The organism is Solwaraspora sp. WMMB335, from assembly GCF_049179075.1.
Taxonomy (GTDB): Bacteria; Actinomycetota; Actinomycetes; order Mycobacteriales; family Micromonosporaceae; genus Micromonospora_E.
Map to the genome: position 1 here is coordinate 6,573,545 of NZ_JBMHMF010000001.1, position 16,499 is coordinate 6,590,043.

Sequence of the window (16,499 nt, forward strand, 5' to 3'; positions counted from 1 at the left end):
CGGTGCGCTGGCTGGTGTTCGGAACCTACGAAGCCCAACGTCATCCCCGCGTCGCGGTGCTGATCGAAGGGCTGCGCGCGGCTGGCGACGACGTCATCGAGCTCAACGCCCCGTTGGGGCTGGACACCGCCGGTCGGGTCGCGATGCTGCGCCAGCCCTGGCGGCTGCCGCTGCTGGTGGTCAAGCTGGCCCGGTGCTGGGCGTGGCTGGCCTGGCGCGCACGCGGCTACCGCCGGCCGGGCGATGTCGACGCGGTCCTGGTCGGGTATCTCGGTCACTTCGACGTACGGCTGGCCCGCCGGCTGTTTCCCCGTACCCCGATCGTGCTGGACCATCTCGTCTCGGCCGCCGGAACAGCCCATGACCGCGGTCTCGCCACCGGCGGCGGGATCAAGGCCCGGGTGATGCGGGCGATCGACGACGGCGCACTCGGCAGCGCCGACCTCGTCGTGGTCGACACCACCGAGCACGCGGCGGCGCTGCCCGCTGACGCCGCGACGAAGGGAGTCGTCGCTCTGGTCGGTGCCGGGCGGGAGTGGTTCGCCGCCCGGCGGCAGGACACTTCCGATCCGGCCGGCCCGCTGCGGGCCATCTTCGTCGGCCTGTACACCCCGCTGCACGGCACGACCGTGCTGGGGGCCGCGTTGGCCGACCTCGCCGGGGATGGATCGGTCGAGGTCACCATGGTCGGCACCGGCCAGGACCACGCCGAGTGCCGGGCCGCCGCGGCCGGCAATCCCCGGGTCACCTGGATCGATTGGGCCGCTCCCGACGAACTGCCGGACCTGGTGGCCGGGCACGACGTGGCATTGGGCATCTTCGGCACCACCGACAAGGCACGCAACGTCGTGCCGACCAAGGTCTATCAGGGAGCGGCTGCCGGTTGCGCCGTGCTGACCTCGGACACCACGCCACAGCGTCGGGTACTCGGCGACGCGGCGATCCTGGTGCCACCGGGTGACCCGGCGGCGATCGCGACCGCGTTGCGATCGCTGGCCGCGGACCGACCGGCGCTGCGTCGGTGGCGGCAGGCCGCCGGCCGCCGGGCCGACGAATGCTTCCAAGCCGCCGCCGTGACCGAACCGATCCGACATCGTGCCAGCAGCATGCCGACAGCCGAAAGGGTTTCGAACCGATGAGCCTGCGAGTTCGACCACCGTTGTCCCCGCGAGCGGCACTGCGCTGGGACGTAGTCCGGCGACGGGTCGCGACCCTGCGGCCGGCGAACATCCTGGAAGTAGGCTGCGGGCTCGGTGCGGTCGGTACCTACCTGGCCGGTGCGGCGCCGTACACCGCCGTCGAACCCGACGACCAGAGCTTCGCCGTGGCGCACGAGCGGATCACGCCGTTGGGCGGGACGGTGATCCACGGCGATCACAACAAGGTGCCCGACGGCACGACGTACGACCTGGTCTGCGCGTTCGAGGTGCTGGAGCACATCGCGGACGACGCCGCCGCGCTGGCCGCCTGGCTCCCACTGGTCCGTCCCGGCAAGCACCTGCTGCTGTCGGTGCCGGCCGATCCGCAGCGGTTTGGTCCGTCCGACGTACTGGCCGGACACTACCGGCGGTACACCGCTGAACAACTGCATGGCGTTCTCGCCGATGCCGGCGCCGAGCAAATCGATATCCTTCACTACGGCTGGCCGTTGGGCTACATCCTCGATTCGGTACGCGACCGGCTGGCGGCACGGCGTACCGCGACTGCGGCGGAGAGCGCGCTGGACCGGACGCATACTTCGGGACGGTTGTTCCAGCCCCGTGGCGCCGCGGCCGGCCGGCTGATCCGGGCAGCGGTCGCGCCGTTCGCAGCGGTGCAGCGGCTGCGGCCTGGGCACGGGCCGGGTCTGATTGCGCTGGCGATGCGGCCTACCGCCTCCTCCTGACCGGAACCTTGCCGGATCAGTTCGCCGTCGGCAGCGCCGATCGGATGTCCGCCACCCGCAACAGTCCGTACCGACCCTCGGCGTCGACCACCGGCACCGACTCCGGCACCCATTCCGGTCGTAGGTCGGTCCGGAAGAGGACCAGATCATCCGGCTGCGCCTTCGGCAGCAGGTCGGGGTTCATCGTCGCCGGTGGGAGATCCCAGTAGTAGGCGACCCAGCGGGCGGTGCTGATGTTCATGACCCAGGCGCGCTCCTGCTGGGGGCCGGGAGGATAGGCGTCGACAAGCCGACCGCCGTCAGCCGGCTCGTAGACGTAGTCGCGAGCCGTCGGACCGAAGGCGATCGCCCCGAAAGCGACCGACAGGCCGATCCCGGCCGCGATGCCGGCACTCGCCGCCGCCGGTCTCGGTATGCGCCGGGTGATGACGTCGAGCAGGGCGCCCATCGCGACCACACCAGGGATCAGCACCGGGTAGGCCCAATAGTCGTGGATGAACGAACCGTTGTTCAGCCCGATCACCCAGAACCCCACAAAGGTCAGTGTGACCAGCAGGAAGAACCGGGTCCGCCGGACGAGCAGGCCGGCGATGGCGGCGATCGGGAAACCAACCAGGTACCAGTCGGGCAGCAACTCGGTCGCGTAGTCGCGCTGGCGGACCAGGAACTGCCGGGTGGTGAACCCCCCGCCGGCCGTGCGGAACTCGGTCTGGCTGCTCAGGTCCGCCATGCCGCTGACGCCGACGATGAAGGCGAGGCTGACGAGGACGCCGAGCACCATGCTGGCTCCGACGGCGACGGTCACCCGGTCCAGCCGGCGGGCGACCAGCAGCCATAGCCCGAGAACGGCGGCCAGGGCGATACCCGGCCAGGACGCCAAGGTGGTGAGCAGGGCAGTGACGCAGGCACACACCACCAGCCAGCGCGGTGGATCGGTGCGCTTACGCAGAGCGACGATGGTGGCGGACAGAGCCAGAATCAGCCCCATGTCGAACATCAGCGGGCTGTACAACCAGAAGAATCCGGTGGCAACCATCGCCGCGACCGCGACCAGGGTGGGTATCCAGGCGATCGCAAAGGCCCGCAGCAGCGCCGCCGCCGCGGGCACCATCAACAGGCCGAGCAGGAACGGCCCGATCAGGATCTCGTACGCCCCGCTACCCGGCAACAGACCGAAGACGACGTCGAGCATGTTCAGCAGCGGCGGATGGTGCGCGTACGCCTGATTGCTGTATGGCGACCAGTCGGCACTGAACGACGAGCCGATCAGCCCTTTTTCCTGCAGGTTGCGCAGGTGCAACCCGTGACGGGCGAAGATCCGCCCGACGTGGTTGTCGCCGAACGGCAGCGCCAGCTGCGGCGCCCAGGTAGCCGCTACCGCTGCGGTGATCGCGGCGACGCCGAACCAACCCCACCGGTCGGCCCGCCGACCCGATACCTCCGCACGGCTGGCCGGCCCCGCGTCCGCGTCGCCGTCCGGGTGATCGGTCCGCTGCTCCGGCGGGTGCTGACCGGTGTCACGACCGCCGCGGCCGGTGGCGCGGTCGAGTTGGTCCGCGGTGCCGGAACCGGGGGCGGTCATCCCTCGGACCGTGATCGCACGATCAGGTCGGCGAGCAGCGCCACCGCTGCGATGATCAGCCCGGTCATCATGATCATGATGGTGTTCGTCGCGATCCGGACCGGGTTGGCGACGACGTCGTAGATCACCTTGCCGCCACCGATCGCGAGGAGCCACAGCGCCGGCGGCATCAGCACCTTGAGCGGATTGAAGTACATCACCATCCGCAGCACCTGCAGGATGTACCGGTAGGCGTCCTTCACGAAGTGGAACTTCGACGAGCCGGAGCGCTTGGCGTAGTCGATCGGCAGATACCGGACCTCGTGCTGGTTGTGCAGGAACGCCATGGTGATCGTGGTGACGCAGGAGAAGCCGGGCGGCAACAGGCGCAGGTAGGGCAGCGACACCTGCCGTCGGAACGCGCGCAGGCCGGAGTTCAGGTCGGGGATCGTCGTCCCGGACAGCCGCTCCGCCACCTTGCGGATGAGCCACTTCGCCGGCACCCGCAACACCTTGTGGGTGCCCTGTTCACTGGTGCGAGCGCCGACCACCTGGTCGATGGCGGGTTCCTTCTCGAGCGTCTGGACCAGTTCGGGGATCCGCTCGTTCGGGTAGGTCATGTCGGCGTCGGTCCATACGACGATCTCGCCTCTGGCCTGCTGGGTGCCGATCCGGCGGGCGGTGCCGGACCCGCCGTTGCGATGGAACGGCATCAGCCGAAGGTGCGGGAACCGCGACTGGGCCTCCTGCAGTACCTGCAGCGTCTGGTCGGTGGAGGCGTCGTCGATGGCCAACAGTTCGTAGGTGTAGCCGCTGCTGTCCATCGCTTCGGTGATCCGTTCGATCTCCCGGAGCACATGGTCCTGTTCGTTGTAGCAGGGCAGCACGATGGTCACGTCGAGAGGCTGGCCGGTGTTGCTGCGGCTTACCTCGCCGCTGGGCTCGGTCACCGGCCAGACACCCGTACCTGGCCGCGTGAACCGGCTCGTCGTCGTCATGCGGATCTCCGGGGAGTCGTGGAGCGACATTGTGCGGGGCGTGGCCTCCCGCTTCGCAGTGCGCCATGGTACACGCTGGCGTGCGTCGGACCACCCGCTGCGGTCCGAGCGAGAGGGCTGGTCGCAGCCAAGATGTACGAAGGATGACGCGGAAGTTGCCAGCCGGGTGTCGGGGCGATCGGGCCGTGTCACATCGATCAACGGTGGATGCGGAGGGTGGCCGCTGGGCTACGCAGTTGCCGACGGTTGCATTATTTGTCTGTGCTCCTGGGGTGAGCGCGTGGATTTTGTCACCCCGCCCGTCGCGACCGGGCCCGGTGATTCCGGTGTGTCCTCGACTGGTTGCTTCTGGTGGATGCTGCCCACTCTCCGGTTGAATGGCATGAATGGCGATCTGCGGTTGGCGGGCCGTTGACCTGCGAAAACATGTTTCTTTGAGTTGGATTGAACTCGTCGCATTGACCGAAAGTATGATGTCGGCAGGTTGAGTGGTGTCCGGCATTTTTCAGCCAACTGAGAGTTGTCCTGGATAGGGGTTCGGGCTGCTTGACAGTGCCGGAACCCCGCTTTTAGCGTGTCGTCCCATAAACGTGGTGCGAACTCGTTCCGGCATTGGAAGTGGGCGTATGAAGGCACCCGTTCCACCACCTTGGCAGAGCACGGCTGCCTCCACCGGACGACGCCTGTCAACCGCGCCGCCCTCGACGAGAAGGAGTAGGTAACCCCATGTACAGGTCGGCACAACGGCGCAGTTCGACCATGCGTGGCCGAAACCAGCGCAGCGTAAGCGGCCGGAGCAAACGGATCATCGCCGTCCTCGGCACGGTCACCGTGTTCGCGGGGATCGTCGCGGTGACCCAGGTCTCTTCCGCCAATGACCGACTGCGGACGGCTTCCGAGTGTGTCGCGCCGAGTCCAGGTGCTACCGCCGAGGGCGGTGTGACGACCACCGTCACCCGGGAGAACGGTCGCGATGTCCGTCACCACTGGGGTGACGGACAGACCACCCTGGAGGAGTGTGAGAGCGACGCGGCCGTCCTCGCCATCCCCACCATCGAATGCCCGTCCGTGGCCGATCAACTCCCCGAGGTGCCGGCTGCGGCCCGTACCGAGGTCGAACGCAACCTTGCCCTGCTGGAGAAGCAGATCGAGGAGGCCAACAACCGGCTGGCGAACAGCGTCGGCCAAGGCGGGCCGAACTTCATCAACAACGCCATCCTCGGCCCGCTGGCGAGCAAGCGGGTGGCCACCATCGACCGGATCGCTATCGCGATCGGTCGGGTCGCCCCACGCCCGCGCGGACTTGACGATCTGGCCACCTGCGAGCTCGTCAACCGCCCCGGCAACGACGGCGGCGGCGACAACGGTGGCGATGGCAACGGTGGCGATGGCAACGACGGCGGCAACGGCTTGGAGATCCTGGCCAACAACTGTGACGACAGCAATCTGGACGACCACGACGGCTTCCAGATCGGCAACCGTTGCATCGATACCGCTTTCGGTGAGGTAGGCGTCGCTGCGAACAACCCGTCCCTGCTGATCACCGAGTTTCCGGACGAGGTCGGTGTCGACGAGCCGTTCACGCTGCGGGTCAGCACCCGTAATCTGGTCCGTGACCGGTTCTTGCCGGCCGCCCAGGGTGGCTACTACGTCGAGAGCTCGCTGCTGAACGAGCAGGGTCTCACCCGTGGCCACTTCCACACCGCGTGCCGGATGTTGGAATCAACCGAGGTGGCGCCCGATCCGGCCCCAGCTCCGGAGTTCTTCGTGGCCACCGAGGACGGCGGCGGTGGTGCCCAACCCGACCAGGTGACCATCCAGGTCTCGGGGATGCCCGAAGCGGGGATCGCACAGTGCTCGGTGTGGGCCGGCGACGGGTCGCACCGGCTGCCGATGTCGGAGCGGGCCAACCAGACCCCGGCCTTCGACTCGGTGCGGATCGTCGTGGACTGACAAACCTGCCGTATCGAGACAGAGCGAACGATCCCCCGCGAGATGCCGGGGCACGGACCCGTTCCGTGCCCCGGCATCGTCGTACCGGTCGGCCGGGGACCATCGTCGTGGCCCTCGGGGCGGCGATCCGCGTCGGCGCGGACAGCAAGGGCTCGGCGATGGTCCCCGGTGTCGGTGAGTTGCCAGCATCACTGTCAGGACAGGATGGCCAAGTGGAAACCGCGGTCGGCCAGCGCGCCGGCGCTGGTGAACGTCTGGATGAAGACCCCGTTCGGGATGCCGGCCCGACCGACTACGGTGATCTCGCCGGGGGCGGACGCGCCGACGCTGCCGGGCAGCCCGACGCTGCCGACATACGCCGACCCGGTCAGATCGTGGCTGAAGACGACCTGGTACGTGCCGGTGGTAAGCCGTGTCGCGGAGACAGCGCCGAACCCACGGACGAGAGTGCCTGCGGAGTTGACGACCGCGAAGAACGCCTGGGCGGTCGGCGGCATCCCGGCGGAAGTCGCGGGTACCAGCGCGATACTGGCCCGCTCCCGGTCGGTCTTGGTGGCGGCTGGTTGCTCGGTGACGGCTGCTGCGGCCAGTTCACCGCTGGCTGATTCGGACATGGTGGACTCCTCGGCTGCGGTGGCCACGGCGTGGACGCGGTCACCGGTAGGGGATCGATGGTGCGATCGCGGGGCCCCGGCGAGTCGTTGTAACTATGAGTGTATGCCCGACGCCGAAGGGTGACTATTTTGCCGGCTGTCCAATCGTGGACAGGGACTCTATGAATCAGCGCCGGGCCGGGGCGACGCCGAACCACCGGTCAGACGCTGGTCGAGTAGGGCGGCCAGGGGGACCGATTCGCCATCGCGCCCGCCCGCACCGATCACCAGTCGTGGCTCGATGGGCGTTACTCGTACGCCGGTCAGCCACCCGCGCATGCTCGCCGGCACAGACAGCAGATAGAGGTTGCCATCGGTGCCGACGGCCAGTGAGCGATCCACCTTGATGTACCAGCCGCGCAGGCCGGTGCGATAACGTGCCCCACCCCGGTGCGGGCGGGCGGTCAGTGGCTGCGTGGCCAGGCCGGTCCGCCTCGCCTCGCCGACGAAGTCGGTGAGCAGGGCTGACGCCTCGCGGGCTTCCTTGGCCTGTCGTCGACGCCGTGCCGCATCATGTGCGGTGATCGCCTGGTGACGCTGGCGTACCCAGTTGTCGTCCCCGGCACGGTCCCGCCGCTCCACCTGCTCACCCTACCCCGACTCCACGGTATGTCCACGTCGATCGCCCGGGTGGTCCGACCCGGCGTACGGCCTGGTTCGACCGCGGGACACCAGGTACCTTTCCTTTGTTTATCTAACAAACTATTGACACTCGTTGTTTGGTATGTGAACGTCTGGATCGTAGGCCGGTGGCGGGAGTCGGCGAAGCCGGTTGTGGGGAGCACGGGCAGCTTCCCGGACCCGATGTGCTCGCACATGCACGTGCCGGCGCGGTACGCCGACTCCGCCCGCCCTGCTTCCTGGCGTCATTTGGCGGCGGCCGGGCGGCGGCTCGCGGCTCCACTCGCGGTACGGCTGCATGGCGACTCTTCGTTTGCGTGCAGGTTCACCTGCTTGTGTAGAGAGGAAGCCGATTTCATGCGTAGGACCCTTGCCGGTGCGCTGGCGGCCGTGGTGGTCGCCGGCGTGGCGGCTGTCGCGACCCAGGTGGTCGTGAGCAGCACGACCTCCGTGGCGCAGGCTGCCGCCTCCGACCCGTACTCCTGGCGCAACGTGCGCGTCGACGGTGGCGGCTTCGTGCCGGGCATCGTCTTCAACGAGACCGAACCCAACCTGATCTACGCCCGGACCGACATCGGCGGCGCGTACCGATGGAACCAGGCCAGCCAGTCCTGGACTCCGCTGCTGGACTGGGTGGGCTGGGACTCCTGGGGATGGAACGGCGTACTGAGCCTGGCCACCGACCCGGTGCAGACCAACCGGGTGTACGCGGCTGTCGGCATGTACACCAACGACTGGGATCCGAACAACGGGGCGATCCTGCGCTCCACCGACCGGGGCAACACCTGGCAGGCGACCGAGCTGCCGTTCAAGCTGGGCGGCAACATGCCTGGGCGGGGGATGGGCGAACGGCTGGCCATCGATCCGAACAACAACGGTGTGTTGTACTTCGGTGCGGACAACGGCAACGGGCTGTGGCGCAGCACCAACTACGGCCAGACCTGGTCCGAGGTCGCCAGCTTTCCCAATCCCGGCAACTGGGCCGAGGACCCGAACGACCCGAACAACTATCTCGACCACCAGCCCGGTGTGGTCTGGGTGACGTTCGACGAGACCACCGGCAGCCCGGGAAGCGCCACTCAGCACATCTACGTCGGAGTGGCCGACCTGCAGAACACGGTGTACCGCAGCACCGACGGCGGAGCCACCTGGCAGCGCCTGGCCGGACAGCCGACCGGGTTCATCGCACATCAGGGCAAGATCGACTACAACACCGGCACCCTCTACATCGCCACCAGCGACAACGGCGGACCGTACGCTGGCGACCACGGCGACGTCTGGAAGTACGCCACCGCGACCGGCGAATGGACCCGGATCAGTCCGACGCCGTCGGACGACACCGCCAACAACTGGTACGGCTACTCCGGCCTGAGCGTCGACCGACAGAACCCGGGTACCGTGATGGTGACCGGCTACAGCTCCTGGTGGCCGGACACGTACATCTACCGCAGCACCGACGGCGGCACGACCTGGCAGTCGTTCTGGGAGATGGCATACCCGAACCGCACCAACCACTACACCATGAACATCAGTGACTCACCGTGGTTGTCCTGGGGCGCCAACCCACAGCCGCCGGAGGTCACTCCGAAACTCGGCTGGATGACCGAGGCACTGGCGATCGACCCGCACAACCCGGACCGGTTCATGTACGGCACCGGGGCGACGATCTACGGCTCGACCAACCTGACGGCGCTGGACAGTGGCGGCACGGTCGCCCTTCGTACCATGGTCAAGGGCCTGGAGGAGACCGCGATCCTGGACCTGGTCAGTCCGCCGACCGGGGACGCCTTCCTGATCTCCGGCATGGGCGACATCGGCGGGTTCCGGCACACGAATCCGGACACCGTACCGGCCCTGATGCACCAGCAGCCGAACCTCGGCGCGAACACCAGCATCGACTATGCCGAACTCAACCCGACGCAGATGGTCCGGGTCGGCAACGGCGACGAGGGTGTGATCCGGATCGCCTACTCGTACAGCACCGGCTCGAACTGGTACGCCGGCAGCGAGCCCGGTGGTGTGACCTCCGGCGGCACGGTCGCCGTCGCCGCTGACGGCAGCCGGGTGGTGTGGAGCCCGGGTGGCACCGGTGTGCACTACTCGGCCAGCTTCGGTGGTGGCTTCAGCCCGTCCTCCGGTGTGCCGGCGGGTGCCACGGTCGAATCCGACCGGGTCAACGGCAGCAAGTTCTACGCGTACTCCGCAGGGCGGTTCTACGTGAGCGCCAACGGCGGTCAGACCTTCACCGTTTCGCCCGCCGCGAACCTGCCCACCGAGAACGTCAAGTTCAAGGCGGTCGCCGGCCAGGAGGGGCACGTCTGGCTGGCCGGCGACACCGGCCTGTTCCGGTCCACCGACTCCGGGGCGACGTTCACCAAGGTGGCGGCGGTCACCGACGCCCGTAACGTCGGCTTCGGCAAGGCCGCCCCGGGCGCGGCGTACCAGGCGGTCTTCCTGGTCGGCACGATCGACGGAGTGACCGGCGTGTACCGGTCGGACGACACCGGTGCGACCTGGGTGCGGATCAACGACGACCAGCATCAGTACGGCAACATGGGCGAGGCGTTGACCGGCGATCCACGCGTCTACGGACGCGTCTACCTCGGTACCAACGGTCGTGGCATCCTGATGGCCGACCGCCTCGGTGCGCCGCCGTCACCGACCGCCAGCCCGAGCCCGACGACCAGCCCGAGTCCGTCGGTGAGTCCGAGTCCGTCGGTGAGTCCGAGCGCCAGCCCCAGCCCGTCGGTGAGTCCCACCGCCAGCCCGACTCCTCAGCCGACGACGCCGGCACCTGGCGGCTGCTCGGCGGCCTACCAGGTGGTCGGCTCCTGGCAGGGCGGCTTCCAAGGCGAGGTCCGGGTGACCAACACCGGCGGGTCGGCGATGGTGGGATGGACGGTGACCTGGTCGTTCCCGAACGGCCAGACGATCACGCAGCTCTGGGGCGGCCAGCACACCCAGTCCGGGGCGAACGTCAGCGTGCGCAACGTGTCGTGGAACGGCAACCTGGCACCTGGCGCCGCGACGTCGTTCGGCTTCCTGGCCAACTGGACCGGCAGCAACGGGGTGCCGTCGACCGTCAGCTGCGCGCGCAGCTGAGGTGACGGTAGCGGGTGGCGCCCCCGCGGCGGCGGTCAGCAGGTGATGTTCCGACCAACGCGCGGCCGTGGCGCCACCCGTTCACCGCCGGACGGTGCTGGTCGGTTCGTTGACGTCAACCAACTCGACACGGCCGTTGCTGCGCCCGGCGTCCGCACCCGGCGTCATCGCGGAACGGGCCATCGCCGCCGCGAGCCAGCCCAGTGCGACACCGGTGGCCGCCGCACCGGCGATCCACGCCCAGGGTGTGCGCGGCCGCCGGCCGGACAGGGCGTCCAGCGCTGCCATGGTCCGGTGGCGCGCCTCGTCGGTCATCGGCCCCATCCGGTGCCCGGCATGGGCGGCCAGGTGAGAGGTACGCCGGTGGGCCAGTCGAGCGGTGTCGCCGGCGGATCCGGCCGCGGCTGCCAGCTGGTGCCAGGCTCGGTCTGCGGCGCGCCGGGATCTGCGGCGACGCGCCGACAGCGTGTTCGCGAACATCGTCCCTACCTCCTCCAGCGCCACGTCCGTCGGGGCGGTGCCGCCAGCGGAGCGCAGCGCGCTGCGATTGTGCTGACGTGCCCCGCGGGGTCACCCGACAAACGTGCTTGCTGTGCCGTGTCGTACCGAGGGGCTACTGTGGGGCCTGGCAACCAGTCGTGCTGGACGCGGCAATCGGAAGCTATGATGCGGAATGTCTGATTGTGAGTGATCGTTGTGCCCGTCGGACGCGGATTCGATCGCCCAGAGGCTGGCGGTGACGGCCGGGTGGGAATACCCTCGGTCGCGGCCCGCGTACTGACGAGACGCCCGGATGGGCGAGTGGAGGTGCTCGCGTGAGCCTGTCGGTTGTCACATCGACACTGCCCGGCGGAGTTGTGGAGATCTCACCCCGGGGTGAGATCGACGTGGATACCGCGCACGAGGTGCGCGAAGCGGTCCAGGCTGTGCTTACCAAGGGTCACCCGACCCGGATTCAGTTGAACATGCGGCTGGTCACGTTCATCGACTCGGTCGGGATCAGCGCCATGGTCGCCGGCTTCCAGGCCACCGAGGTCAGCGGGATCAAGCTCGTGGTCACCGAGCCGAGTCGTTTCGTGCACCGGCAACTGTGGGTGACCGGGCTGCTCGGCCTGTTCGGTGCCCCGGAGCCGTACGTCGGTGACGGTGCCGAGCGCGAGGTACCCCTGCCCTGAACCGCATCCGCGGGCGGCACGACCCACCGCCGTGCGGTGCGGACGTGCCGGTCGCGGACGCGCCGGCAGACGAGTCAGCCGGGTTAGCGCCACGTTAATCATCGGTGCTAGATCTTGTCGGGGTACCGGTGGTCGCGCAGAATCATCTACCGTGGCATGGTTGCTGGTAGGTACGACCGTTCTCCGGCGCTATGTCCTTCTTCGCCCCATCGGCCGGGGCGGTGTTTCGGTCGTCTATCAGGCGATCGACGTCGAGTCCGCCCGGCCCTTGGCGATCAAGCTGCTCGCTCCGGCGGCGGTCACCGATCGTCGTGCCCGAGACGGCGTCCGTCACGAGGCGCTCGTCGCCCGACGGCTGCGGCACCCGAGCGTGCCTCGGATCTACGACGTCGGGGAGCTGACGCTGGCCAGCGGTGAGACGTCGTCGTACATGGCGATGGAACTGCTTGCCGGACAGTCGCTGGCAATGAGGTTGGCCGCCGGTCCGCTGCCCTGGCCGGAAGCGGTACGCACGGCGGCGACCGTCGCCGACGTGCTGGCCGTCGCGCATCGGCGGGGGGTGGTGCACCGTGACCTGACCCCGAGCAACGTGATGTTGACCCGGAGCGGCGCGAAAGTCATCGACTTCGGGTTGGCGACCGTGGCTGATGGCGCGGACTCGGGCCGCCCTGCGGGCCGGACGCCTAGATCAGCCGCGCCGCCCGCGACTCCGGCTGTCGGCGTCCGTCAGGGGAGGACCAGCGATGACGTGTACGCCCTCGGCGTGCTGCTCTACCACATGGTGACCGGTCACTCGCCCTATCCGAGTGCCAGTCCGGGAGCGCCGATGGACGGGCTGCGGTCCAGTTGGGTCGCACCGACACCGGTGCTCGCCGTCGCCGGCCTGCCGCGGCCGATCGCGGATCTTTGCCGCTTGTGTATGCACAAGCGGTCCGACGCGCGACCGGCGAGCAGCGAGGCGGCGTTCGCGTTGTGGGACCTGCTGGCCTCGCCCAAGTCCGGGCCGGCTGTTGCGGCGGCCCGGCCAGCCTGACCGGACCCGTCTCGGTCTCGGTCTCGGCAGCGAGGCCTATAAGGCATTATGTCGGGTATAAGTCAAATTTGCAGATTATGCCTTTCTTGGCTGTCTTCCCGTCCGGTCGTGGGCCGGCGGGGCATCGTGATCGGTGAGGACCCTTTCCCGGCGCGAGCGTTGGGAAAGGGTCCTCCTGACGTCTGCGTGCGACGCCGTCCGTGCGACTCAGCCGAGTAGGAACGGAACCCGCAGCGTGGACTGGCCGTCGGCCGTCGCCGGGACGTCCACCCGTACCGTCGTCGGCGTGGTGCCGATCGCGTTCCACAACTCCAGCCGCACACAGCCGTTGCTCATTGCGCGCAAGCTGCCGGACGCCGAATGCAGGCCGACGCTGTCCCGATAGGTCTCGGTGCCCGGCAACGGATCCGTGGCGAAGTAGCGGTAGGTCTCCGTCCGTCCGTACGCGCCGGTGCCGGTGAAGTCGTAGGAGATCCGGGCCTGGACGCCGGCACCGACCGCGGTGCCCGCGTCCACCTGCAGGCTGAACACCGTCGCGACCGAGCGGTACGCACCGGTGAGCCCGCATACCCGGAAACTGACCGGATCGTGCGGGGTGCCGTCATGGTTGGTCCCACCCGCCGACGGGACCGTCACCACCGTCGCGCTCGTACCCGGGCTGTTGCTGAGCAGACCTCCCGAACGCAGGTGGAACAGGTCCGAGGTGGCCGGCGGGGTGGTGGGGCTGGTGCTCGGCGACGGGCCGCCGGTGGGTGACGGACTGCCGGTGGGTGCCGGACTGCCGGTGGGTGAGACCGTCGGCGGCGGGTCGGTCGGGCCACCGGTGGCGTTGCCGCCGCTCCAGGTGTGCGCCCCGGTCGTAGCGGTGCGCCCGGCGGGCACGACCAGGCGGGTGCCGTCGGAGAAGGTGACCGTCACCGGTGCGGCGGTGATGTTGGCGGCGGCGTAGGTGCGCGCTCCGTCGCGGTCGAACACCGCGTACAGCGGGGTGTCCGCGGTGATGGCGGTGTCCACCCGGCCCAGCGACGCCAGGTTGCGGACCCAGTGGAAGGTGTGCGCCCGGCTTTCGCCCTCCTCGACCGGGTAGTTCGGGTTGGCCCGCAGGCTGCTCAGGGCGGCGGCACCGTCACCCAGCGCCTGGAACGACCAGAGGATGTCCTGCCAGACCGTTGGCGGGCCGCCGTTGTTGGTCACCAGGGCATTCCAGTTGGTCGCGATGTAGTCCGGCCGGTAGCCCAGATAGAGCGAACCACCGGTGATCGGCAGCATGTTGATCCCCTGGATCATCTCCGGTTCGGCGCTGAACCAGGTGGCGTACGCGCCGCCGTCGCCCCAGACCATGCCGACCGAGCGGTGGCCGAACGTGGCCGGGAAGTTCGTGTCGGCCGAGTCGAACCAGTACTCCTGGATCGCCGCGGACTGGGTGGTGTAGATGTACAGTCCGGCGTCACGGATTGCGGTGTTGCCGGTGGCCAGCCCCCACTGGATCAGGGCGTTGGCAAAGTTCATCCCCTCCGACGATGACTCCTGGTTGTTGCCGGCGAAGAACGCACCGTGCCCGGCCGCCCAGTCGTGACCTGCGTAGATGTCGAAGTCACGCAGGAACGGAAACATCGGATCGGTCCGGTCCCAGCTGTTGGCGTCGCGGATCAGCAGATTGACCATGCCGCCGTACTGGCTGGTCGTGGCCCAGCCCGGGTCGAACTTGGCCAGGGTCGCGGCGGCGGCGATGTAGTAGCCGTAGTGGAAGTGATGGTCGTTGAGGTCGGTGTCCGATCCGTACGAGGCGGGGTAGCCGACCAGCGTTCCCCAGGCCTGGTCGTAGTGGAACAGCCGCTCGGTCTCGCCGGTACCCGCGGTGAACCAGTCGATCAGCCGGGTGCGGATCGCGGCCAGCAGATGGTCGCGCTGCGCGGTGCGGCCGAGTTGGTCGGCGATCTCCGCCAGCCGGGCGGCCCGGCCGAGCGCCTTGCCGGTCCAGTACGTGTCGTTGCCGAACCCGGCGAACGGGTCACCGGCGGCGGCCTGGTCGAGGTAACCGGTCAGCGTGGCCAGGTCGGCCCCGCTGCTGGTCGCCACGGCCGGCAGTTCCGGCAGCACGCCCTGGAAGCGCGTCACGGTGCGGAACGAACTCGCGCCGACCAGGTTGCGCATCGGTCCCCGGGCCGAGACGTACGTCTCCGCGATCGGGCCGCCCCCGTCGAGGTGCTTCCACTGGTGCGGGTAGAGGGCGATGACGGTACCGCTGGCAGATCCCTCCCGGGCGGTGGTGCTCACCTGGTAGGTGGCCTGCACGGTGCTGGTCGACTGCTGGTAGCTCCAGCTGACCCGGCTGCCGGTGACGTGCGCGTGCGCGTACTGCCCGTAGCTGTCCATCAGAGCGGTCCGCCGGGCCGCGCTGGTGCTGCTGGTGGTGGGCAGCAGGGCAACCGACAGATAACCCCGGCCGGCCAGGTCGGAGCTGATCGTGGTGCCGGAGACTTGCCAGCTGGCGCTGCTCGGCGCGTACGCGACGTAGTCGTGCCCGCGCATCGAAAAGCCGATGCGGTTGCCGCTGTGCTGCCAGACGGTCGGGTTGCCCGGAAAGCTCAGCCACGCGTCGCCGCCGGTGACCTGGGCGTAGACGAACGGTAGGCCGTGGCCGATGGTGGTGCGCAGGGTGCGGGCCCCGTCGGACCAGTACGGCGTGACCGTCCAGTCGCTCCAGCCGTCGACCTTGACGTCCGAGGCGGACAGGCCGGCCACCCCGAGGGTGAACTCCCTGGTGTACGGGTAGTGGTACTCGCCGACCCCGGTGGGCGAGCCGGAGATCGCCGCCTCGGTGGTGTACGACACGCCCAAGCCGCCGGAGACCGGCTGGAAGGACATCGGATGGGCGTGTAGCGGGTCGGAGTAGGCACAGTTGTAGCGCTTGAACAGCAGTGAGGACCACCAGTCGTTGGTCGGCACCGCACCGGTGGGTGCGTTGCCGGTCACGTACTGACGGGGGTTGGTGGCGATGGAGCCGCAGGCTGTCGGGCCGGCGGCGCCGGCCGGCCGGGTGGTGGTGTAGCTGCCGGCGCCGACGGTGGCGGCGTCGGCGGGCCGCAGCATCCCGAAGATCAGCCCGCCGGCCGCCAGCGCCGTGACTGTACCGGCAGCCAGGATCCGACGTGCCGTACGGCGTGATGGCCCGCCGCGGATCGACAGGTTCATAGTGCCTCCGCTTCGGTCGGGCGTGTCGCCGATCGGTCGACGTGATTGGTCAGGATTTCACGCCCGTTAATGAGTTGTTGCCAGGAGGTCATCAGATAAGCCGGCGCCTGTCAATATCCTGTCATGAAGTTTGTGACCAAGCTGGTCGATGCGGGTCGTCGTGTTGACAGCAACAAGGCCATGCTATATATCTGAGAGAGCGCTCTCACGGTCAAGTGCCCGGGTGATGGCGCAGCGCAAGACGTATGTGGAAGTTTGCCGAAAGAGCGCTCTCGCGTCAGCCGGAACGCGCAGCGTGCTGATTTCCGATCGTCGTCGTGCTG

General features: G+C 68.6%; 12 protein-coding genes. 6 read left to right on the plus strand and 6 right to left on the minus strand.

The window, feature by feature from the left end; all coding sequences use genetic code 11:
• Nucleotides 1–2 precede the first annotated feature (2 nt).
• Together ACN27F_RS28345 and ACN27F_RS28350 are read left to right on the plus strand one after the other, a co-directional pair.
• A complete protein-coding gene (locus ACN27F_RS28345; protein WP_421438506.1) occupies nucleotides 3–1,139 on the plus strand; it encodes a glycosyltransferase family 4 protein in 1,137 nt (378 codons plus the stop codon).
• Entirely contained in the window at nucleotides 1,136–1,885 is a 750-nt protein-coding gene (locus ACN27F_RS28350; RefSeq protein WP_421438507.1) for a class I SAM-dependent methyltransferase, read from the plus strand. Before ACN27F_RS28345 ends, ACN27F_RS28350 begins: the two co-directional genes overlap by 4 nt.
• Before the next feature lie 16 nt (nucleotides 1,886–1,901).
• Here ACN27F_RS28350 and ACN27F_RS28355 read toward each other — a convergent pair whose 3' ends face one another.
• Together ACN27F_RS28355 and ACN27F_RS28360 are read right to left on the minus strand one after the other, a co-directional pair.
• Nucleotides 1,902–3,467 carry a hypothetical protein gene (locus tag ACN27F_RS28355; protein ID WP_421438509.1) on the minus strand — a complete coding sequence of 522 codons (1,566 nt, stop codon included), beginning with the start codon at nucleotides 3,465–3,467 and terminating at the stop codon, nucleotides 1,902–1,904.
• Nucleotides 3,464–4,396 (minus strand): glycosyltransferase family 2 protein, encoded by a 933-nt coding sequence (locus ACN27F_RS28360; protein WP_421438512.1) that lies wholly within the window; start codon nucleotides 4,394–4,396, stop codon nucleotides 3,464–3,466. Before ACN27F_RS28360 ends, ACN27F_RS28355 begins: the two co-directional genes overlap by 4 nt.
• 987 nt (nucleotides 4,397–5,383) lie before the next feature.
• Between ACN27F_RS28360 and ACN27F_RS28365 the strand changes: the two genes are divergently transcribed.
• The gene (locus ACN27F_RS28365; RefSeq protein ID WP_421438514.1) at nucleotides 5,384–6,397 is read left to right on the plus strand and encodes a hypothetical protein; all 1,014 of its coding nucleotides are present in this window, start codon (nucleotides 5,384–5,386) and stop codon (nucleotides 6,395–6,397) included.
• A gap of 194 nt (nucleotides 6,398–6,591) precedes the next feature.
• Here the strand turns inward: ACN27F_RS28365 and ACN27F_RS28370 are convergent, their stop codons facing one another.
• Both ACN27F_RS28370 and ACN27F_RS28375 read right to left on the minus strand, forming a co-directional pair.
• Nucleotides 6,592–7,011, minus strand: a complete 420-nt coding sequence (locus tag ACN27F_RS28370; RefSeq protein ID WP_421438516.1) for a hypothetical protein — start codon at nucleotides 7,009–7,011, stop codon at nucleotides 6,592–6,594.
• Nucleotides 7,012–7,170: 159 nt separating this feature from the next.
• The gene (locus ACN27F_RS28375) at nucleotides 7,171–7,632 is read right to left on the minus strand and encodes a hypothetical protein (protein ID WP_421438517.1); all 462 of its coding nucleotides are present in this window, start codon (nucleotides 7,630–7,632) and stop codon (nucleotides 7,171–7,173) included.
• Between the two features lie 396 nt (nucleotides 7,633–8,028).
• On the opposite strand from ACN27F_RS28375, the gene ACN27F_RS28380 reads away from it, so the two are divergent.
• Nucleotides 8,029–10,773: a cellulose binding domain-containing protein gene (locus ACN27F_RS28380; RefSeq protein WP_421438519.1), complete on the plus strand. Its 2,745-nt coding sequence runs from the start codon at nucleotides 8,029–8,031 to the stop codon at nucleotides 10,771–10,773.
• An 81-nt stretch (nucleotides 10,774–10,854) separates the two neighbouring features.
• Here the strand turns inward: ACN27F_RS28380 and ACN27F_RS28385 are convergent, their stop codons facing one another.
• Nucleotides 10,855–11,253, minus strand: coding sequence for a hypothetical protein (locus ACN27F_RS28385; RefSeq protein ID WP_421438520.1), 399 nt, complete (start codon nucleotides 11,251–11,253; stop codon nucleotides 10,855–10,857).
• Between the two features lie 335 nt (nucleotides 11,254–11,588).
• On the opposite strand from ACN27F_RS28385, the gene ACN27F_RS28390 reads away from it, so the two are divergent.
• Both ACN27F_RS28390 and ACN27F_RS28395 read left to right on the plus strand, forming a co-directional pair.
• Nucleotides 11,589–11,948 carry an STAS domain-containing protein gene (locus ACN27F_RS28390; RefSeq protein WP_421438521.1) on the plus strand — a complete coding sequence of 120 codons (360 nt, stop codon included), beginning with the start codon at nucleotides 11,589–11,591 and terminating at the stop codon, nucleotides 11,946–11,948.
• A gap of 160 nt (nucleotides 11,949–12,108) precedes the next feature.
• Nucleotides 12,109–12,981, plus strand: a complete 873-nt coding sequence (locus tag ACN27F_RS28395; RefSeq protein ID WP_421438522.1) for a serine/threonine-protein kinase — start codon at nucleotides 12,109–12,111, stop codon at nucleotides 12,979–12,981.
• A 207-nt stretch (nucleotides 12,982–13,188) separates the two neighbouring features.
• Here the strand turns inward: ACN27F_RS28395 and ACN27F_RS28400 are convergent, their stop codons facing one another.
• A complete protein-coding gene (locus ACN27F_RS28400; RefSeq protein ID WP_421438523.1) occupies nucleotides 13,189–16,176 on the minus strand; it encodes a glycosyl hydrolase in 2,988 nt (995 codons plus the stop codon).
• Nucleotides 16,177–16,499 lie beyond the last annotated feature (323 nt).